The 20,479-nt window shown below is 46.3% G+C and carries 17 protein-coding genes; 13 read left to right on the top strand and 4 right to left on the bottom strand.

Annotated features, from left to right (window positions below; translation table 11 throughout):
- Window positions 1-35 precede the first annotated feature (35 nt).
- Window positions 36-308, top strand: coding sequence for a DUF7669 domain-containing protein (locus ACFSOY_RS21260; RefSeq protein WP_465336521.1), 273 nt, complete (start codon window positions 36-38; stop codon window positions 306-308).
- A 33-nt stretch (window positions 309-341) separates the two neighbouring features.
- On the opposite strand, the gene ACFSOY_RS13610 is transcribed toward ACFSOY_RS21260, so the two are convergent.
- Complete coding sequence (locus ACFSOY_RS13610) at window positions 342-1,070, bottom strand: M48 family metallopeptidase (protein WP_386047493.1); 729 nt, start codon at window positions 1,068-1,070, stop codon at window positions 342-344.
- 150 nt (window positions 1,071-1,220) lie between these two features.
- Between ACFSOY_RS13610 and ACFSOY_RS13605 the strand changes: the two genes are divergently transcribed.
- The 5 genes from ACFSOY_RS13605 (at window position 1,221) to ACFSOY_RS13585 (ending at window position 9,690) form a co-directional block, all read left to right on the top strand.
- Window positions 1,221-1,550, top strand: a complete 330-nt coding sequence (locus tag ACFSOY_RS13605) for a hypothetical protein (protein WP_386047491.1) — start codon at window positions 1,221-1,223, stop codon at window positions 1,548-1,550.
- A 735-nt stretch (window positions 1,551-2,285) separates the two neighbouring features.
- The gene (locus tag ACFSOY_RS13600) at window positions 2,286-3,341 is read left to right on the top strand and encodes a restriction endonuclease-related protein (protein ID WP_386047489.1); all 1,056 of its coding nucleotides are present in this window, start codon (window positions 2,286-2,288) and stop codon (window positions 3,339-3,341) included.
- A complete protein-coding gene (locus tag ACFSOY_RS13595; protein ID WP_386047487.1) occupies window positions 3,342-6,431 on the top strand; it encodes a pPIWI_RE_Z domain-containing protein in 3,090 nt (1,029 codons plus the stop codon).
- Window positions 6,421-8,886 carry a pPIWI_RE module domain-containing protein gene (locus ACFSOY_RS13590; protein WP_386047485.1) on the top strand — a complete coding sequence of 822 codons (2,466 nt, stop codon included), beginning with the start codon at window positions 6,421-6,423 and terminating at the stop codon, window positions 8,884-8,886. Before ACFSOY_RS13595 ends, ACFSOY_RS13590 begins: the two co-directional genes overlap by 11 nt.
- Before the next feature lie 444 nt (window positions 8,887-9,330).
- On the top strand, window positions 9,331-9,690 hold the full coding sequence (locus ACFSOY_RS13585) for a hypothetical protein (RefSeq protein ID WP_386047483.1): 360 nt from the start codon (window positions 9,331-9,333) through the stop codon (window positions 9,688-9,690).
- A 362-nt stretch (window positions 9,691-10,052) separates the two neighbouring features.
- Here the strand turns inward: ACFSOY_RS13585 and ACFSOY_RS13580 are convergent, their stop codons facing one another.
- The 3 genes from ACFSOY_RS13580 to ACFSOY_RS13570 all read right to left on the bottom strand — a co-directional run bounded on the left by ACFSOY_RS13580 (window position 10,053) and on the right by ACFSOY_RS13570 (window position 12,668).
- Window positions 10,053-10,904 carry an alpha/beta fold hydrolase gene (locus ACFSOY_RS13580; protein WP_386047482.1) on the bottom strand — a complete coding sequence of 284 codons (852 nt, stop codon included), beginning with the start codon at window positions 10,902-10,904 and terminating at the stop codon, window positions 10,053-10,055.
- A complete protein-coding gene (locus ACFSOY_RS13575) occupies window positions 10,901-11,878 on the bottom strand; it encodes a MerR family transcriptional regulator (RefSeq protein WP_386047480.1) in 978 nt (325 codons plus the stop codon). The genes ACFSOY_RS13580 and ACFSOY_RS13575 overlap by 4 nt, the downstream gene beginning before the upstream one ends.
- Before the next feature lie 529 nt (window positions 11,879-12,407).
- Window positions 12,408-12,668, bottom strand: coding sequence for a hypothetical protein (locus ACFSOY_RS13570; protein WP_386047478.1), 261 nt, complete (start codon window positions 12,666-12,668; stop codon window positions 12,408-12,410).
- A gap of 184 nt (window positions 12,669-12,852) precedes the next feature.
- On the opposite strand from ACFSOY_RS13570, the gene ACFSOY_RS13565 reads away from it, so the two are divergent.
- The 7 genes from ACFSOY_RS13565 (at window position 12,853) to ACFSOY_RS13535 (ending at window position 20,434) form a co-directional block, all read left to right on the top strand.
- Window positions 12,853-13,425, top strand: coding sequence for a GNAT family N-acetyltransferase (locus tag ACFSOY_RS13565; RefSeq protein WP_386047476.1), 573 nt, complete (start codon window positions 12,853-12,855; stop codon window positions 13,423-13,425).
- A 414-nt stretch (window positions 13,426-13,839) separates the two neighbouring features.
- Window positions 13,840-14,379, top strand: coding sequence for an RNA polymerase sigma factor (locus tag ACFSOY_RS13560; RefSeq protein ID WP_386047474.1), 540 nt, complete (start codon window positions 13,840-13,842; stop codon window positions 14,377-14,379).
- A gap of 17 nt (window positions 14,380-14,396) precedes the next feature.
- Window positions 14,397-15,254: a hypothetical protein gene (locus ACFSOY_RS13555; RefSeq protein ID WP_386047472.1), complete on the top strand. Its 858-nt coding sequence runs from the start codon at window positions 14,397-14,399 to the stop codon at window positions 15,252-15,254.
- 136 nt (window positions 15,255-15,390) lie between these two features.
- Entirely contained in the window at window positions 15,391-15,711 is a 321-nt protein-coding gene (locus ACFSOY_RS13550; RefSeq protein WP_386047470.1) for a hypothetical protein, read from the top strand.
- Window positions 15,712-15,850: 139 nt separating this feature from the next.
- A complete protein-coding gene (locus ACFSOY_RS13545; protein ID WP_386047468.1) occupies window positions 15,851-16,372 on the top strand; it encodes a hypothetical protein in 522 nt (173 codons plus the stop codon).
- 376 nt (window positions 16,373-16,748) lie between these two features.
- A complete protein-coding gene (locus ACFSOY_RS13540; protein WP_386047466.1) occupies window positions 16,749-20,027 on the top strand; it encodes a hypothetical protein in 3,279 nt (1,092 codons plus the stop codon).
- A 158-nt stretch (window positions 20,028-20,185) separates the two neighbouring features.
- The gene (locus ACFSOY_RS13535) at window positions 20,186-20,434 is read left to right on the top strand and encodes a hypothetical protein (protein WP_386047464.1); all 249 of its coding nucleotides are present in this window, start codon (window positions 20,186-20,188) and stop codon (window positions 20,432-20,434) included.
- The last annotated feature ends 45 nt before the right edge of the window (window positions 20,435-20,479 follow it).

Below are 20,479 nucleotides of genomic sequence, written 5' to 3'. Positions count from 1 at the left end.
TTCTCCTTGGTGTCTTGAACTTGTAGAAAGGGTGAGTGCCATTGGATCCAAAGTCGACCTATCGAGATGCAATACTGACCGCGGTACAATCCATCGTGGCAGCAAAAGGAAGAAACCTTTTTACAATACCGGAAGTCATCAAGCATTTGGCGAAGAAAAGCACCCATTACAAAGAATCGACAATACGGACTCATATCACATCTCGTTGTTGTGTGAATTCTCCTAATCATCACGGTGTAGTTTACAATGACTATGAGAGGGTTGATCGTTGCGTATACAAAATACTCAATGTCAAACAAACAGATTGATATCGACTTCTTAATAGGGTATAGAACGTAGACTTACAATTCGAGCGTCGCTCCATGTACTCTGAGCCAGTCTTTCCGTTGATCGTAGTCAGGCATAATTGATGCCACGACTGTCCAAAAGTCGGAAGAATGGTCAGGGTGAATCATATGTCCCAGTTCATGAACAATCACATAATCTACAATTCGCATCGGAGCCATTAATATTCGCCAGTTGATATTGATGGTTCCATTTTTTGTACAGCTTCCCCAACGCGCCTGTTGTTCCTTGATGACGATTTTGGAAGGATTCACACCCAAGCGTGGAGCAAATCGTTTAATACGTTGCTGAACTTTGTTATAACCGTGAGTAATGTACCAATCGCGAAAAGCAACTCTCAAACGCTCCTGACGCCAAGCGGGAGTTGATAATCTCGGAACGGACGCAATGAATCGACCATTCTGGAATGCCAAAGATACGTCGGAAATATCCTCCGCTGCAATTACCTTTAGACGATATTGTCTCCCCAAGTAAGGAAACTTTTCTCCGCTAATAAACTCATGATGGGTAGATAACGACTTTATCTCCCGCAATTCGACGAGTTTTCGTAGAATCCAGGGTGCTTTACGTTGTAAAGCGGATTGGATGCGTTCTTGATCGATGTTTTCAGGTACAACAACAGAAACGCCTGTAATCCAGTCGATCGAGATTGTAACTTCTTTCTTCGAAGGACTGTATCGGATGCGGTAGTCAATTGATGTGGTGCCGTATTTTATCGTCGGCATGTCAGGCAGCCCCTTTCAAAGTAATACACAAAACTAAGTATACCAACCGTCGAATCAGTTTTACAGGTCTTTTGAGTGTTTTTCTCCACCAGAAGAAAAAGGTCAATCCCGTGGAAAGGCAGTAAGATTTCTTTCCGAGAGGAACAATTGTTGTTGTCCGGTCCGGCTGTCTCCGAAAGTTCGAAACTCCAGGAAGTAATCGATGAGTATCTTGAGCACACTTTAAAGCCAGCTGTTTGGCGCTATTATCAGGTTTTAGATCAAATGGCTAAAGAATTTCAGTACGATGGTTTCCTTCACATGATCGACTATCTACGACGATACAGTGCGACTAGTCTCGTCAAGGAAGTCGAAAAATTCCTTCCAGTAGGGCACGACATGTTTCGGGGACTCAAGGTAGAAGTTCCTCTGGATTTTTCCAATACCGATACAGGATTAGGAGCGAAGAAAGCAACAGATGAAATGATGCCTTGGGACTAGCGATGGATTGGAGCCTTGCGGGAGTGCGTGTGGAGTGGAACGGTGGTGGACGAGGGGTGGCGTTTGCTTTCTGTGCACCACTTCGAATACCGGGGGATATTGTGCTGTGTACGGGAGCAGGGTCTGGCTATTTGCCACATCGCCTGATGTACTATGAGTTGGGACAGGGCTTTTATTATGCGAACCTAGACCACAACCTCCCATATGAGTTTCGAAGGATGGGAGATCATGCTGTATCTGGCGCATACTCTGTCCTGTTTGAAAGTCTGTTGTACAATCCAAAGTGGCTGGAGCATTGTGGATAGCCATCATATCTTGCACGAACAGCAACACTACACCGTACATATCCGGTGTTAAAGTATTGGTCGAAATTAGGGGCGGAAGTGGAAATTCACAGCCAACGCTTGTACAATGCACAAAGCGATCACGTTCATGAAGCGTGGATGTCTCGAGGTTTGCCAATGCAGGTAAAACAGTCAATTTCGCCTGTGGAAATGGATGATGAGTTGTTTACCGCACATCATTTGCGCTCTTGGTTGTTGCCCGCTCAATTACGTGAACTGCTCTATCACAAGTTTTGGAATGCTTGGTTTCCGCTATTCGGAAACTAGATAATTGCCAAAAATGTAGATTAATCGATGTGAAATTTTTAAAAATGATAACTATTTGTCCGATTTATATGATTTGTATTATAATGTATATATTGTGGAATTTCATAGAATGGTGGAGATGTAAATGTCAGATGCAAAGGAAACCCTCTACTATCTCATTGCTGGCCTAGAGGAATGGGAAACAATTAAAAATCAGATCCCAGCTACACTTCAGAAAGGCCATCTTTTGCTTTCAAGAGCCTTGATGGAAGCAGAAATTTCTCCTCCACCTGATTACGTTGCACTTCTAGACTTGTTACAGAAGCCTGTTACACAATGGGGGCTACCTGAATTTGAAAGACATCTTATGGATCAGCCTCTCGTTGTACCTTACATAGGTCTTTCCGCAGCTGCTAGAGAGTTTAAACTGATCTATGATTCGCCAGAAGAAGCGCATGCTAAGGAGGTTTTGTCGATCCTTCAGTATTGCCGTAGCAACGTACCGCAACTGGATGAACAGTATCGCCAAATTCGTATGTTTCTGATTACCAAACCTGTTGTGACGTACAACGAACTCAATCTTTTTGTAACCACTTTGGGTGATATATCTCTATATAATTCAGTTCGAAATTGTTATGAAGAAATTACGCAAGTAGCATCCCGGTACCGCAAATGTCCCAGGTGTGGATGGACGCTGGAACAGCGTAATCATCAATGGCTTTGCGGCATTGATGATATTTGTGGTCAGATACAAAGTCGGGAACAACAATTGCTCAGTTGGAGTACTACTGAACGATTGTTTCGCTTACGGACAGGTGTCTATCGGTATACGATGCTCCCAGGGCTAGCCGAACTGCGTGCCCATGATGAGTTAGTCAAGCGTGGGTACGAGGTCAAGATGTTCCCAGATGTTGACCGATTTGATTTGGAAGTGAAATTGGGTCAGCGGTATATCTATCTCGATATGAAAGATTTTAGCAATCCATTTTCATTAGCCAAATTCTTTAATGATCAGACGGCATATCAACTCCAGAAATTTAGCGGAAAGGGGATTTATATCGTCATTCCTGAATATCGCACCAAGCGATATCCTGGCTTTGTGTCAACACTTCGAAAAATATTAAGCCCACACGCCAATCATATTCGCATATTGGATGAGAAGCACATACTTAAGATGTTGAAGGAAGAGGTGGAGTGTTAGATGAGAGTGTCGTACTGGCACCGAGATTATCGAAAACATTTCGAACGCAAACTTTCATCCTCGGGCTTATCCTCAGAAAGCCTTCATACTATGTACACCGTCGAGCTCTTTATAACAGGCTGTAGGCTCATTGATCCGAATATGCCTATCGCTGAAGCTAGCTGTCTTATGGCGGGGTACGACATTCCGGTACTTCCTCAAGAGGCAAATATCGATATTGTACATCGGATTCGGGTGTTATTTCGAGATCTCAGATCCAAGCGGTTGTGGAATCAAATGTTTCGAATGTACCGCTTGCTTCCTTCTGAGTACTGTTTATACGAACAAACAAATGGTAATTGGTATAGGCGAGTCCCTTCGCTCTTTTCAGATCGTCAGTTATGGTATGAACAGTTGTTGCAAATGCCCATCGAAAATGTAGTGAGGGACTATAAGTTTGCGTCGGTCGGTCCTTTCCGATATGAAAGCAAGTCGCCCAACACTGATCCGATTCTCTATGAAGGGCAAATCCCGTATGTTCCGAATCCACTTCCTCAATTCTCGCGTTATCGGGAGAAGAACATCTTCCAGCTCGAGATTTCAGATGGGCTGTTACACCCTTCTGCAGCAATCAAGGAAGCGGCCGCTAGTTCGGAGTGGAAGGATCGCGACGGGCAAGCTATATGGCTTAAGCCTTTACAAGATCAATCAGCCAAAGTGCTGACGTATAAAGGGACCCAGCATATTATCGGTGGCTTAGGCGCTGGAAAGTCGACTTTCATGGTGGCTGAGACTGTTCGGTTGGCTCAACAAGGGGCCAAAATTGGATTCATTGAGGGAAGTGTTCCCCAGGTGCTCAATCGAGTGAAGGAACTTAGGCAGCTTGGTGTAAACGCCATTCCGATTATCGGGAAGACCAGCCGAACTAAACATCGCGATGATTATTTAGCGGCGAAGCAACATGAAATCTATGATGTTGCGGATTGGAGCCATAATGAGCATCGTGAGCTTCAGCATCTATCTGACCACTGTTTGATTCGATCACTTGCTAACGACAGGGATCTTAGTACGGACTATCCGTGTCGCAGAATACAACAGCTGCCTAACACAACTACTTGTCTATGTCCATTTGCTTCACAATGCGGTGTGTATCAGGATTATGCCAAGCTTATCGATGCTCAAGTGTGGGTGACCACTTCAGCAAGCGTTTTACAATCGAAGCTACCAGGAATGATTGATCCATACGAGCGAACGATCTATGAAGCGATGTATGATCTGCTGGACATTATTTTTATTGATGAAGCGGATGCGGTGCAAAAGCAGTTTGATGATGCATTTCTAGAAGAACACGCTCTATTTGGAACATCCGAGCATTTCTTTGAAAAGCTACTAGTCGAGACAACGCTCAAAACAGCCGGTCAATATGGCAATAGCGAAGACACAATTGTTCAACAATGGATCGATGGATTGCATCGATTATACAAAACCATTCGAGGCGGCGTTTATCGCAAGTTGCTCCGTTACCCAGAATTTGCGTCGTCCTTAGATCGACGGTTGGTTCAACTGTCGACAGAATCTTTTAGGATTAGTCGAGCTTTTACGCGTACTGATGAGGCACAGCAGAGTTTCGAGGATCGGCTTCGACTGTTTACAGAAAATCCTCTTCAAGATGAGCTTTACGATGAAGTCATAAAATTACTAACAGCGGAGTCAGTGGAAGAGCGCAGAACCATATTAAGACGGGTCGTTGTGAATCTAGGGGGTAGCGAAGAGCCGAGAGGGTCGTATCGATATCCGTATGACTGGTTAGAGTTCTATTTGTACCTAAGTGTGGTTGACTACGATTTAGCAGAATTGAAAGAGTTGTACCCCTTCATTCGTACAAAAATAGGACTATTTAGTGAAGTTAACATCTTTCAAAGCAACCAACGCGGCTTTATTCCATTTCTTAAGGAAGCCATGACTGGGAGGCTAACCGGATATATTTACGAAGTGATGCGGGATGGCGTGCCTGGAACCTTCAAAACAGTCCATTATTCAGGTATTGGTCGTCTCTTGTTAAAAGACTGGAATCAAATCTTTAAAAGTTCGGATGATCATCAAGGTCCAGCCATTGTACTTCTGTCTGGTACAAGTTTTGCCCCGGGTTCCCCACATTACGATGTGAATGTTGAACCTACATGGTTGATTGAATCAAGTTGGGCACCGCCCAAAATTTATCAACAATTTTATCCTTTGTTTGAGAGCGGTTCAGCAGATCCGATTGTAGTATCCGGTTTGAGAGATGAATTTCGCAGCGCAAACTTAAGGCGGATGACAACATTGCTACTTCCTAAGATCGAGCAGGAATTGGCGGAATGGAAGGCGGGTGGGACCAAACGCAGGGTGCTACTTATTGTCAACTCTTATAATGATGTCGAGGAAGTGTCAGAAGCCATAAAATTAAAGGTCGCATGGGTTGGCCGTTTCCGTAAACTCAGTAGAAATGCGGAAAGTTTTGATGAATCCGTGTTTATGCGCGCTGAACTGGAACGGTTTGTTCATGAATCGGCTGATCTGTTGATCGCGCCGCTACTCGCAATCAGCCGAGGTTATAATATTTTGGATGAAGAGAAAGGCTCACTGTTTGGCTCCGTTTTTTTCTTGGTGCGTCCGTACCCGATTCCAAACGATATGGCTTATTTAATTCAATTGCTTCACTCGAGGCTTCCAGTGATGTTTGAGCAAATACAACATGAAAATCTACATTACCAAAGAGGGGTAACTTTGATTCGAAGGGAAAGCAATAAGCTTTTCCATCGGTTATACCGTAAGCCGGATTATTGGGCATCTTTGGAGCCTGAGGAGAGACAGACTTTCGCATGGTTCACATTTGTTCCTATATGGCAAACCATTGGGCGACTGCTTCGCAAAGGAACGAGTGCCCGCGTGTTCTATTGTGATAGTAAATTTGATGCACAACCAATGAATGTGAAAATGGGAGAGTCGATGCTCGATTATTGGCAAAAGATCATGGGGGATCATGAATCAAATTTTGCTTTTCGGAGCTTGTATGGACCTTATATTGAGAGTATTCGAGAAATGATGAAGGAGGAAGACAATGAGTCGTAAGAAAGACACTCAACTGCAGCTATTCGCATTTGATATGGAGCTTTCCAAGTGGGAAGGGGAAATCATTTACCAGCTGTATATACCTGAGGCTTGGAAGACTTGGGTGCTACAGTTGCGAAAGGGAAGTCAAGGGAATGATTATACTCTTAAGAAGAGAATTAAGCCGCTTGGTGAGAAGCTGAAAGGTATTTTCCCAGATTTAGTTATGGTCGATAACGAGTTTTATAAGGATACGAAAAAACCGTGGCTACTTGCCGTGCGCCCCATATCAATTAGTACTTTGATTCTCCTTGTTAAAGCTTGGTTTCTAAAAACTGCCTCTGAAGTAGGCATCCCTGTGCCAGATGACGTTCAATCTTCGGAATTGGAGTGGAAAACGATAACGATAAGTCAAGCATGCAAAGAAGCTAATGACCTTTACTTCAACCTTTTGCCTTCTCTTGTCGCTCATCGATTTTGCCAAAGTGAAAAAACACTGCAATTAAAGGAGGAAGATGAACCTCTCATCCTACGATTTTCGAAAGTATTTGCAACGCGGGAAGTCGATTGTATGTCCCAACCGATTTCAACAAAAAGGGGCCAATTTAGCTACGTTGTACGTTTTCGTTTAAAGACCAGAGGTGGAGAGCCAAATCGATATATGCTTCTTATCACCTTCGGTGTGCGTCGTATCATTACGAAACCGGTCAACACACAGAAACTAAAAGGCAAGATTCACTGTACATTGCTCGTATCGATCGACAATCCGTATACGGAGATGAGTCAAGAGAACGTACGCTCCTTTGCTAGTCTTTCCTATCGAAGACAAGGTAACCAGGCACCATATACAAGATGGAGAGAGGGGTTGGATGAACTGTTTTTTGATTTGTTATGGGATCAACCGTTTACGCCAGAGGAGATCCTAACAAATCCAGAGCGATTTGGCGAAGGATGTAACCCTCGGGTGATGGTCATTCACAATCAACAAGTCTTTCGATCACATCTGATTGGTTCTGGAGTTAGTATAGGGGAGAAAAGACAGTTTTTTGAGATTTTAGTCGAGGAGCTTGCACAATGGACACCCCTTGCTCCAATAGCCTTCATCCCAAAGCCAAAATCCGTATTTGAAAAAAATAAAGACAAGGGGAATCTGCTTCCCATGCTGGTGCCACATGCGAAGGACTTCATTCTAGAGATTTGGGGGCCAGATGCGCTTTATGATCAAGTTATTAATGTGCTTCGAGATAAGAAATATAAATTGAATGCAATTGTAGAAGAGGAAGATGAAACTGTTTTTCGATTGGTATCGCGGACAGGGAATCGAATGACTTTGATGAAAAGGGAGCGGCAAGGCTATGTAGATGCTTTAGAGGCTGTTCATGGCAAGGAAGCATATACGCATCGGGTCAATATCATTGAGCGAACACTTGAGGATGTCATGTCTACAGAACAAGTAACCTTATCATTAATCGAAATTTTACCTAAAGAGAATTGGGAAAAGATGTGGGAGGGTGCCGATCCTAAATTAGCGATACGTGAAGGATTTCGAAGAACAGGTCGTTTGACGCAGTTTATTTATCCTAAAGGTTATGTGGAGGATGGGGACGAAGGGCAAAAAGGATCCAATTATAAACATAAAGTGTTTAACGCAATTCTAGATCTCCTGTCAGATGCCGGAGTTGTTGAATTCAAGCCCCTTTTCGAAATGGGTGAAGTTCCTCCTATTGTTTCATTTGATTTGATTCATGTCGATCACGGTGATTTTCCTGTGTTAACCAAACTTCACCAAGGTAAGCTCTTTGTAAGAGGCGATGGGATGGAGGAATGGCTACCGCTTCATCAAGCTATTTTAAACAGTCATATGCTGAAGCCTGCTCCTTATCTAAAGAAAGATCAATCGTGGCTTACACGTTGGTTAGATGAACAATTAAGGCGAGAGAAACTTAATACCGAAGCGTTCATACTCCTTATTGGTGCTCACTTGAGAACGAAAGGAATATCAGCATTAACGAATGGCAGAGTATCAAAAGAGCAGAATCCGCCGATTGCTTCGTGGATTCAGGAGGATCCGGATATTAAGGTGATTCGTATTAATACTACGGATGAACTTCCGGCGTATGGTTTCATCCCGCTGTCCCTATCTACAGGTGTCTATTCTGATGGAACAAGTGGCATATATTATGGAGTGGGAACGAAAGGACTCTCACAAAGAGGGATCAGAAAAGACATGACAAAGCTCCATGATCCCTCCAAAACATTTCAGCAACCCCGTGCCGTAGAATACATGCCTTTGGGGAAAATGGAAGAATCGGAACGCGACCGCCTCGCTTGGATCGTTCACTTAATGAGAGAGATGTGCATTTCGTTTGAAATAACGCAAACTCTCCCGTATCCCCTGAAAATGATGAAGTCGATAGAGAAGTATATAAAGCGAAAATATATAGAGTGGAATGAAAGTGAAGCAGAATTTGTCTAAAAGGTCTAAATGTGGAAAGAGGTTTTTGGGAACTAGTAAAGTGCAACGAAGCGAATAATAGCGAGCTTAATCCTCCATACGTTGAACAGCAAGGGTTCATGAGGTTTTCCACAGTCTGCGGAGAGACCGCATGGACTCTTTTTTGTGATTGGGGTTGCGGGGGTGGAGGGGGGATGGTAGTAGGTCATAGAGTGAAAAATGATGACAGTCCCATCTCTTAAAACTTGGATTGGGTCAATTCTTTTTAGGATATGCTGGGACAATCATACTCCGGCGGAAACAGGCAATCTGAGGGGAGGCGAGTCATCTCTTCTCCGCCAACTCTTACATAACGCGAATTACGTGCTGATAGTTAATCGACTGTCAGCTTTTTCTTATCATTTTTTGTGGTTGTTAAATTTATCAAGCAAGTGCTACTCTGGAAAAGAAGAGGAGGGAAACGGGATGACGAATGAGCAACTCTTGATGGAGATCGGGCGTATGATGGCTAACACTGTTCGGGATGCCATCCAAGAAAGTGAAGTGCGGATGAAACGGTACGTTCATGACGTCGTTCACAATGAAGTTCACAGTGCAGTACAGGCAAGCGAGGGACGAATGAAGCAGGAAATCAGATCCTGTGAAGAACGCTTGTCTAAGCAGATTCAGGAAGTGGACGATCGATTGTCTACCGCAGTTGCAAACTTGCAAGGTACTGTGCAGCAGGCGATGGAGGATACAGAGAAGATGGCACGACAACTTGCGGTGACTGTTGAACGAATTGAGAGACTCGAATCAAATTGTATGGTAACTGACCATAGATGAAACCATGAACCCACCGGCTTGATGTGCGCCTCTTAAAGTAGACATTGGAAAACCCCTAGGTGTTCCGAAAGCTACTTTAGGGGGCAAATCATCAAGATGGACGCGATTCGGCTTCATGAATAGATGAACTAATCAGCTATGTCCAAATGTTTGCAGTTACTCACACTTTTCGTCCCTCAAACCTTCATGGATAATTAAGTGCCCTTGGACACATCGACTTCAAAGAGCCGATGATCGTGTCCGAGGGCTTTTTGTATTGCTGAGTGATGCGCAGCAGTGATGCCATACTTGCGATGAGGGCAATGAGCATGTAAAGCGGATATTGTCTGCCAGCAACAACCAAAACCACTACCCTCAACGCCTTAGCGATTCTCCCTGCTAATAAACCGATCGATCGAAGCGGCCAATCGTTCGGGGCATTGCTCCATCAGCACATGACCGCAATCCTCGTAAACCTCGGTGAAAAGGTTGGGGATGGAGTGCTGATATTGTTCAAAAACCCGTTTCGGAATCATCCGATCCTTTGTCCCGTAAATCAATTGGGTTCGGGCTGTTATCAGACTGATCTGACCAGCAATAATCCCCGTATCATCGTCCGCCAAAGTTTTCTCGATAACATGCGGCAAGTTGGGGTGATCGTACGGTTTTGTCCAGTTTTCCATGAACTCCGGCGTAATCTGTTCGACAGGGAGGCCGAGCATTCTCGCCAGGACTTTCGGTTTCATCTGACTGCGCATCGCCCTGCGGAAGATTCCGTTCATCCAGCCTTTTCGGGCGGCCCATTTCAGCAGCGGTGAGACGCCTTTCCTGAAGCCATCTGGCGCAATCAACGTAACGCTTCGGATCAGTTCAGGTGATGCCAAAGCGATATGAGCGGCGATTTCTCCTCCCATCGAATGTCCGACGAGATGGACGGGCCCACACTCCAGAGCTTTCAGCAGGGAAATGATCCGCAACGACTGCGCGCGTTTTGAATACAGGGCATCCTTTGGCTTGTCGCTGAAACCGGCACCCAATAGGTCTGGACAATAGACACGATAATTGTCGGCCAGCGCGGTAGACACATTTCGCCAGCAATAGTGATAGGCTGCTGTGCCATGAAGCAGAACGATGGGGATGTCATTCGTTTCACCGTGGATGGAGATGTGCAAGTTGCCTTCCGAGACGGGGATGTTCAAGGAGGCACTCATGGGTACGTTCAAGGATGCGCTCACGATGAAACACCTCTTCTCTTCAAAGCGTCAGGATGATCGATCAACCATTCTGCTGTGGGTTTGATCATGCTTTGCAACTGGGCATAAGGGTTGAGCGAGGGATTGAGCGTGAGGACAAGCTCCCACCATTTCTCCAAGCGAGCGGACGTCATCTTTTCAGCAGTCTGCAGGAACGTCATCAGGTTGTCGAGCAGTGACGACGAGCCCGAATTTTGAAACAACGAGACGTATGCGAGCACAGCTTCTTGCATCTCCGGATCTGTTTCCTTCTTTCCCGCCTCGATTAAAGCGAGGATGTTATCGGTGATTTGATTGTATTTACTTCCCCACGGCGATGCTTCGAGATTTTGATCTTGTACAGCTTGCCAAAATGGGCCTAACTTCTCCCTGATCTCTTGCGTGAAGGAAGGGTCGTTCAGCAAGGTTTGAATGTTCGTCCACGCTGCAAGCTGTGTCGCGCTCAGATCTTCCTCTTTGGGAACGAAGCCGATATAGGTGACAAGAAACAGCTCGCGCCAATCTTCCGGGAGTTGTTGCTCCACAATCGCATTCTGCATTTTGGAGGCGATAAAGTGCTCCCGTTGTTTTTGACCTTTGTTCAAAACTTCTGCAAGATCGTGGAGATAGTGGAGCTGCGTGTGCGGATCTCCTTGTTGGTTCGCTTGGATCAGGATGTCCTGTACGCGCTGAAGATGCTCAAGCTGTTGTTGAACTGCCTCGATCTGCCATTGAATTGAAGTCGACACAGGAAGCTCGTGGTGCAGCATTCCTTTAATATCTTTGACTTTGAATCCCAGGTATCGAAGGAACAGGATCAGCTCAAGTTGCCAGATATCCTCGTGGCTGTAGTATCGATAGCCGTTGGGGCTTGTATGGGAAGCGGGCAACAGGTTGATTTCATCATAATAGCGAATGGTTTTGACCGTCGCTCCTGTTATTTTTGATACTTCTCCGATCGAATAGTAGGTGTTCATCGTGGGGCACGCCCTCCTTTGCCCCCATTATAAAGTCTCCAGTAACAGGAGGGTCAAGCGGTTACGCCGAAGTGATTATAACCGCGGCGGCAGGTTTTGGGATGATCGAATTGAGCAATTCAAACGCTATGTAATTCGTAACCTATCGCCTGACCGTGCTGAAGGATGGGGAAATGTAGCTCGAATCGCCTGACCATGCTGGGAGATGGGGAGTAGCTCGTATCGCCTGACCATGTTGGGAGATGAGGAGCTGTAGCTCGAATCGCCTGACCATGCTGGGGGATGGGGAAATGTATCTCAAATCGCCTGATCATGCTGAGATGGGGGACTGTAGCTCGAATCGCCTGAGCGTGCTGGAGGACAAGGAACTGTAGCTCGTAAGTAGAGCATGTTATCTCACGAAATACAGGATTTAGACGACACGCATAGGCGATGCCTTCAATATTTGGCTTTTCTCACAAGGGAGTGTCCAGTGACAATAAAAAAGCTGACACCTGTTGGCTACAGATGTCAGCTGGTCACTGTGCTATTAGTAATAATATCCGTAGTAGGTGCCTATGTACTCCCCATTCGGGAGCAGTTGAACGCCCACGAGCCAACCATGGAAACCACCGTCATTGCTGTAATTACTCGGTGGATAGCTGGAGAAGTACAATTCCACTTTGACCATCCCCTCATCCAAATCGGGTTTGATCACCGAGTGTGTGGTAGCTTGTGCAGGAACTGCGTAGGCTGCCACACCTGCAAAAACAGCGACTGCGGCAAGCAGAGCGAACGAAGCTTTTTTCATATCATTTTTACCCCTTTCTTATTTTGATAATTAATTATATAATGATTATTCGTAATTTTGCAATTGTTTTTTCTTGAAAGAATGATAGGTACAATCAGAGGGAAAGCTCGTTCTGATCTGGAGCTTGTCTGGTATGGTACCTGTCAGCACATAAGCTGGTTATTTCTAAGAAGAGGGTGAAGTCATGGAGAGGATCACAATTGAGGTTGTAAAGGATGGAAACATTGAGCAGCTTCGTGAGCTTTGCAACGAACTGATGGCATTTCAAAAATCATTGGCAACGATTGCACCGGAGAAATTTGACGAGATGAACTTTGACAGTCGAATGAAAAAGAGCTATGAAAGTTCGTTAGCGAGTCATGTGATTGTTGTGAAGGACGATGGGCTTCCAGTCGGGTATGTTTATTCTACCGTAGATAAAGTGGAGAACAGCAAGAACTCGTATCCCGAATGGGCTCCAAGAGATAACATGGAAAACAGCAAGGGTTTTTATCCAGAATGGGAGAACTTCCCGAACAAGATCGGATGCTTAAATAATTTATATCTACGTGATCAGTATCGCGCGATGGGGCTGGGCTCCAAACTGTTCGACATGTCGATTGAATGGCTCGAAAGCTTTAAAGACGTAGATGTGGTGTTCATCTATATTTCAAATGGCAACGATGCTGCGCTCGATTTTTATCTCGGTCGAGGATTCACTTTCAGTCACGATGTATTTGGCGGATTTATCAAGGCTGTCTATAAGTACAAAAAATAGACTTGAGCGTTGCGAGTGAAGGCAATAACGGCTAGAACTTGAATTTCGACAATGGCGAACCTTCGCGCAAACTTGTCATGGCTGGTTGGCCAGCAGATGAACAGCAAGGGTTCATGCGAGTTTCCTCAGCTGGTGGCGGGGTCGCATGGACTCTTTTTGTTGTGAAGACCTCGAAGGTGTGAGTCGTCTCCTAGAGCGGGCTCATTGCTGATAATATGTGCGAAGAAAATCGACCGAAGACGATATCAAAGCGATCCACTTGACTGGAAACGAGATGGAGTTTCGGGGCGTGCGATAGTCACCAGGATACAATCGACGTTGTAGTCGCGATCTGATCGTCGTCCAGATCATGGGCATGTAGTTGAAACTTTTTTCAGAAAAGGAGACGCTTATATTGCGAGAGGTGGTGATAGGGTGGTTGACCGAAACGCGAAAGCCGTTTTTCACGAGATCTATGATTCGACAAACAGGAAGGTGCTTGTGTACATCACAGCCAAGTGTAGCAACACGGCTGATATCATCGATATTTTCCAAGAAACGTATATAGAATTATATTCTGTGATCACAAAGCGTGGCGAAAATTACATTGAGAACAAGGAAGCATTTGTAATGAAGCTCGCAAGGCAAAAAGTATATCGTTACTACTCGTTGCTTGACCGCCTCAAAGCGGTGCTCCCCTTAACTTATCCGATTCGAGATGGAGAAGAGTTTGATATATATGGTCTGGACATCCAATCATTTTCGGTGGAAGACAACATTGTGAACGAAGCTTTGATTGAGCAAGTGAACACATTTCTCTCAAGCAAGCCAGAAGTAATTAAAAAAATATTCTATCTGTTCTATCAAATGGAATTGACGATACCAGAGATCGCCACGCATTTGTCGATGAGTGAATCGAATGTCAAGAACCGACTTTATCGCACGCTGAAAGAGCTGAGGCAACTCTATCAATGAACAGGAGGGTGTTGGCCATGAAAGAAAGGGATTTGATTAAAAGATCGATAAATCGGAACATGCCTAACATTGATGAAGTGCGAAACTCATGCATCGCTCAAAATGCAGGAATCTCCAACTCCAAATCAAATACCAGGGGTGGTTTGGGGAAGAAGAGACATGTGTCTGCAGTTGTCTTCGTTGTAGCTATTTTGGTTGCGGCCGCCGTCTTGTCCAATGTGTTGCCGAGCGCCTCAACTTATCTAAGTGATGGTAAGCCCGTTGGTATTGATGATACGATCGACAGAACCAACAAGGATGTTCCGCCAAGCGATCGAATGGAATCTGTCTATTTTAATCAAATGACGGATGAGCCGATGTCAGACAGCAAGCTTTATTTTGACCCGGAAAAAACATACGAGGAAATGCTGACCTTAGAGCAAGTGTGGAAGTATCTGGGCAGGGATATTCGCCCGAAGCATCTTCCAAACGGCATGAATGCAGCGACTGCACAATCAGATGAGCCGCATTATCGGATGATCTATCATAACGACGGGTCGGTTGCTTGGGATCAGTTTCATTTTATTTACAGCGAGAGTTTCGAGGGTTATGATCCGTTACACAAGACGCTTCGGATAACAGTTTCGAAAACAACCGTCCAGAGTGATGTTCTCTATGTCTGGTCAGAAGACATGAACGAATCCAAAATTAACGGAACAGAAATGAAGATCGGTGCACGAAAGATGTCATTTGGTCCGTATACAGATCATCAGCCTGCAGGTTATTATGATTTGTTCATCGCTGAGTTTGGATTTCGAGGGGTCGATTATCAAGTGGTCGGTGAAAATCTGTCAAAAGAAGAATTTATTGATACCCTATCATCTATGGTTGAATAGATGATGTGCAACAAACAACTTGTTGAAGTTCGGTTCGAATTCGTAAAAATGTGCTCGACATGATCGGCGCACTGCGGATCGATTCCTGATAAAATTGGAAAAGAAGAATGCAACTGTAGCGAAGGAGGCTCGAAAGATGACAATGTCCGAACTGGAGAAACAATTCTACTACGCGATGTTAGAGATCTGTTCCACAGCGGAAAAAGAGTGCAACTACAGACCTGCGAGATTTAAACAAATGATCGCCAATGAAGGGGGCGTGGCAACAGCAAAGAAATTAATTGGCTCTGCAACACCGTCAGACGGATTTGTCCAGCTGTGGGAGCACGGTCGACTGGATCTGACAGCAGAAGCACTTGTATTGAACCCGCAGTTCCAATCGCTGTTTTGTCCAGAAGAGCGCGACATTGCATTGAATCGGTTGCGTGCGTACGGGTATGTGGTCGAGTATGAGTAAAAAGGAACTTTGGGATGAATTTTGCGATGCACACCAAGTGCGAGATCGAGGGGTTCCCTTATTTGAAACAGACGGGCGACATGTGATTACTATCCCTTATGGGAAGGATCGACGTTCCGTATTGAAGAGAAGCGGCCAGATGGACCGACTGGTCATCGGTGAAGTGAACAGGGTGATCGCGGACTTCGAGTCAGAGGCAGGTCGTTATGATGGTGTCATCTATATGATGTATCGGGAAAGACAAGGAAACGTGGTTCCACTGTACATCGGAAAATCTGAAAAGTTAGGCAAGAACGGTGGGAATTTATCTGCAAATATCAAAAATATCGAAAAGAACCCCAACTTCTGTCGCTGGGGATACAATTATGCCTATCATCTCGGGGATTTGAGTGCGGTCATATGTCCCGGTCATGACGATACGCGACACACGCGCAAATATGAGAAATGGGCAAAGGCGCTCTTCGAGATGATTCCGTCCGATCAGCCGACCTTGAAGGAACCCATTTTTTTCTGGATGAAAGCATGGTCGCCTGAATGGACAGGCGTTTGGAAGGAGTTCGGCCCCACTTCGCTGACCTTCCTCGAATATCTGTTGATCGGCTTAGCGAGCGATCTCTATCCAGAGCAGTTGCTCAACGATGAGGGGGTAAATCGAAAGTAGCGATGACAGGCACGAGAAAATCTGTCAGAAAAACAAGTATCGCTTGATCAAATAGAGAACAGACAAATCGAATACCTCAAATGAATTTCAGCAGATCTGATATCTAAAAATGCATTTTGCTCAGCATACATTATTTCATCCACATCGATCACAGCTGTCGATTGCTTCTGCCGATCGCTCGTCTCTGTGGAAAAAGCTCTTCTTGCAAAAACTGTACAACAACCGCATACCCAAACTTTCCAACCCGCTTGCTCGCACTAGCAAGCGGGTTTTTCATCGGCAAAATAAAAAAGAGTACAAAATGTAATGTTTTACATGATTTAAAACAGAAACTATTGTATCATGTTAATATACATTATTTCGGAGAAGTGAGTTGATGAAAATGTTCCAACCACCGGTGCAGACGCCGAGCGGTCAAAGTGCAACGAATGCGCCGATTCAGGGCCAATCTGAACGCTCGTCGCAAGGGATGCGTGAACGGAGAGCACCGAGTGGTGGGACAGCACCGCTTTCGGCGGCGCATATTTTACAACTTCAAAAGACGGTGGGGAATCGGGCGGTTGTGCAGATGTTGCGGAAGCAGGAGGCGATGCGACAACAGCAAGCTCAAGCTGCTGAGCAACAGGCTCAGACGAACGCTCCGGCGCAGATGGTGGTACAGCGTGAGGAGGAGGAGGAAGACAATTCGCTCCTCGCGCTGGGAAGCGGTATCTTTCAGGATCTGAAGTCAAAATATATCGTTCCCGAGCTGATCAAATATGGAAAAAGCTTAGGGGTAGATGCGTTCTTCAAAGTGGTGGAGATCTTCATCACAGCCATGCTGGAAAGTGTCCCGCAGTGTGTAAAGCTGATGGCGCAGGTGCTGATGTCGTTTCGCCAGCTCTTAGACAAGTGGGAGCAGATGAACCCGAATTTAAAAGCGGGTATCAAATTCATGGTCGGCTTGGCGATCAATAAGTTTGACCAGTTCATGGCGTCCTATTGGTCGACATCTGTGCTGTCGAATTACGAATCGTACGCAGCAGATGACGGCGAGTTTCCAAAAACGGTCGAGAAGTGTCTTGAGCTGTTCCAGTATGTGCCCTTCGTTTCCTACTCAGACTTGCTGACGAGTGCAAAAGACTATCTGAAAAGAGCGATCGGGCTTGAGACGTCCTCCACCCCTTCCTCCTCCGATCAGCAAGGGCAAAGCAACCCAAAGGCGCAGGAGCGGGTGAATGGCATCTCGGTCGATCTGAAACTGATCAAAGTCGATATGCAGAATTTGGCGATCAGCAAAAGCAAACCAGGTGATCCTGACCGCAGAGGCGGCCTGGACTTGAAGAGCCAGGTCACGTTCCGGTTCTTCGGAAGCGAATTTAAAGTGGATGAGTTGCACGCGCACCTCGATTGGGATCTGAAGTGGTCGATCGATGCTGCGATTGAAGGGCTGGAGATCATCGACAGGTACGACTTCCTGTTTTTTGAGATTGAGAAACTCTACTTGATGCACTTGAATGTAGGCAACAAGGGACTGAACGCTCTGGAAGTTGCACTTGGAAAGTTCAAAGCGGGAGATCTGCTGGAAGTGAACGAAGTCTTTGGCAGTTATCACAAGGGAAAAGGATTCCTCTTTGAAGCGGGTATGATCGACCTCCGCCTGCCGAGTCCGTTCGACTCGAAGATTCAATCATCGGCGAGCCTGATGCTCGATGAGGACGGAGCATTCAAGCAGGTGAAGCTGGAAAATTTCCAGGTCGGCAAAAAGGTCAAGATGAAAGAAGGAACCTTGACCCCCGATTATCTGCACATTCAAGAGCTGGAATACAATTTCGGCAGTGGATCGAAACAGCTCACGCCTAAGCTGTACGACCTTTTGATCACCAAGGACAAAGAGATCCAATCGGTGCGAGGCGGCGTCGAGATCAAAGACTGGGAAGTGTTCGACGGGTTGGTCGTCGACGGTGCGGCGTATGTCGGCTATGAGAAGCAGTTCTATCTGGGTGTGCAGGGCGCGAAAGTTCGTCTCGACAAGGGGCTCGTGCATGGCTATGGCGCGATCAAACGACTGCAATACAACGAAGACCGCACGTTTGAAGGTGAGATCGACCGCTTGGCCTTCTCCCTCGGGGTATTTGCGCTCGATGCGGAAGGTGTGAAGATCGAGAAGGACGGCAGCCTGTGGATCGACGAAGCGGAAGTTGTGCTCGGCAAGCAGGACGAAGTCTCCTCGAAGGACATGGAAGCGATGTCCCAAGGCGGCGGCAAGGACAGCTTGATGAGTTCGCTCGGCGTGCCGAAGAAGAGCGGCGGATTCAGTTCGCTCGCCTCTGTGCATCTGAAAGCGCACGGTGTTCGCATCAAGGACGGCAAGTACGAGGTCACCAAATACGAAAAATGGATCGGACCGAGCAAAGTGTACAAAGTCAGCCTCTTTGGCGGGGCTGTGCAAGGGATGATCGATCAGGAGAAGAAAAAGGCGAACCTCTCCGGGCAGGTTGAGCTGCCGAAAAGCAGCGCGTTCTGGCCGCTTAAGTTCGGCGCTTCGCTGCCGGTGCCGCCGACGCCGTTGTCCCTGTTTGTTGAAGTGGGCATCGGTGGTGGCATCAAGGCGATGATCGCAGGCGAGATTGCGCAAGATCAGGAACATCCGGACGAGTCGCTCTATAATGTCGCCGGACTGGCCTATTTGGAAGGAAACTTAAAGTTTTCCGTCGGGGCAGGCGTGAAGATCGGCACCGAGTTCCTGCTCGCGCTGCGAGCCTATCTGGAAGCGTCAGCCACCTTGCGCGCAGCTGCGCGCGCCGAGTTGAAAGGGCAGGTCCGCTTAAATCCAGACAAGGATCGAATTGAACAAGATGAGCGCAAGAAACTCAGCTTTACCTATGACTTAGAGGGAGAGTTGACGGCGAAGATCGAAGCGCTGGTCGACTTTGTCGCCTTCTTGGTCTATCAGAAGAAGCTGTATAGCAAAACGCTCGGCTCTTGGACGCTCGGTCACTATCGAATGTCAGGTGAGGTTGGCGAGGAAGGCGGCCGATTGAAAGACGAGATCAAAACGCCGCAGGCGGGAAGTGGTGTGGGCGATACGTTGGGCGGCGCGTTGTCGAGCCCGATCAAACTTCCGGAAGATCAGGCGATGGAGCAGCTGATGCACTGGAATGATCCGATCAATAGCCTGCAAGGGAAAGAAAAGCTGCCCAACGATCCGCACCTGCTGTATCGAACCGCTCATGGCTTGTTGTCGAAGGAGACCGACCTGGATCAGAGAAAGATCGAACAAGTGAAAGAGCAACTGAAACAGGTTGCCGCGCAACCGAGAACGGTCGATGCGATCGTTCGTGAAGCGGCAGATTCGATCCTTGATCGCCGCGGACGGAAGCTGACTTCCCATCTGATGACCAAAGAGGAGTGGATCAGGTACTCGACAGTCGATGCGCTGATTGGCGTCAAAGATCGCGTGTCGATAAAGGAAGTAGACAAGCTGCTGGACAGCTACCACAGCAAGTCAGACGCGCTACAGAAAAAAGAAGTGCTGCTGGATTTGCGCGATGAGCTGAACAAATACCTCTTGATGAAAGGAAAGAGCAGAAAGCAGATGGCGCTCAAGCTCTTGATGGAAATCGATAAGGAAGCGAAACTGTTGGGCGAGCCGGAAGAAGTGATCGCTGAGTAAGATTTTCTGCCAATCGCTCAGGATGGCCGCTCGGGCAACCGCATCGACGATTTGAGCAACCCCTCCACTCCGCGCAGATCGGGGATCGTTTCGAGAATTGCTTTGTTGGATTCATTTGATAATTGTGATAATGTATTGATCTGGGAGGAGGGGGAATTGTGCTTTATCTTATTGGTGGTGGAATTTTGCTGCTTATCATTTCTCTTTGGTTCGGCATAAACCCGTTCAAATTGATTCTCTTTTGTATTTTTCTCTATATTCTTTGGCGAATCGGTGTTCTCAATATCGCGATGTCAATCTTACGCTGGATTGCAGCCAGAATCATCTACTATGGTGAGAAAATATTTGGCGATGATGACTCAGAAGCTACCTCCTTTTTTCAGGTAATTGACTATCTGGAAGTGTAGCGTCTACGATATACACTGATGCTTGAAAAATCGATGGTTCCGCCG

Origin of the sequence: Tumebacillus lipolyticus (assembly GCF_042682745.1) — a bacterium.
Taxonomy (GTDB): Bacteria; Bacillota; Bacilli; order Tumebacillales; family Tumebacillaceae; genus Tumebacillus_A; species Tumebacillus_A lipolyticus.
Note: the sequence above shows the minus strand (reverse complement) of the source record. Positions and strands in the feature narration are given on the sequence as shown.

Excerpts from the sequence above, each read along its gene's own strand:
- ACFSOY_RS13595 (WP_386047487.1), top strand. The coding sequence starts at position 3,342 with ATGAGAGTGTCGTACTGGCACCGAGATTATCGAAAACATTTCGAACGC.
- ACFSOY_RS13570 (WP_386047478.1), bottom strand. The coding sequence starts at position 12,668 with ATGAAAAAAGCTTCGTTCGCTCTGCTTGCCGCAGTCGCTGTTTTTGCA.
- ACFSOY_RS13610 (WP_386047493.1), bottom strand. The coding sequence starts at position 1,070 with ATGCCGACGATAAAATACGGCACCACATCAATTGACTACCGCATCCGA.
- ACFSOY_RS13550 (WP_386047470.1), top strand. The coding sequence starts at position 15,391 with ATGACAATGTCCGAACTGGAGAAACAATTCTACTACGCGATGTTAGAG.
- ACFSOY_RS13545 (WP_386047468.1), top strand. The coding sequence starts at position 15,851 with ATGGACCGACTGGTCATCGGTGAAGTGAACAGGGTGATCGCGGACTTC.
- ACFSOY_RS13540 (WP_386047466.1), top strand. The coding sequence starts at position 16,749 with ATGAAAATGTTCCAACCACCGGTGCAGACGCCGAGCGGTCAAAGTGCA.
- ACFSOY_RS13565 (WP_386047476.1), top strand. The coding sequence starts at position 12,853 with ATGGAGAGGATCACAATTGAGGTTGTAAAGGATGGAAACATTGAGCAG.
- ACFSOY_RS13600 (WP_386047489.1), top strand. The coding sequence starts at position 2,286 with ATGTCAGATGCAAAGGAAACCCTCTACTATCTCATTGCTGGCCTAGAG.
- ACFSOY_RS13590 (WP_386047485.1), top strand. The coding sequence starts at position 6,421 with ATGAGTCGTAAGAAAGACACTCAACTGCAGCTATTCGCATTTGATATG.
- ACFSOY_RS13585 (WP_386047483.1), top strand. The coding sequence starts at position 9,331 with ATGACGAATGAGCAACTCTTGATGGAGATCGGGCGTATGATGGCTAAC.
- ACFSOY_RS13555 (WP_386047472.1), top strand. The coding sequence starts at position 14,397 with ATGAAAGAAAGGGATTTGATTAAAAGATCGATAAATCGGAACATGCCT.
- ACFSOY_RS13575 (WP_386047480.1), bottom strand. The coding sequence starts at position 11,878 with ATGAACACCTACTATTCGATCGGAGAAGTATCAAAAATAACAGGAGCG.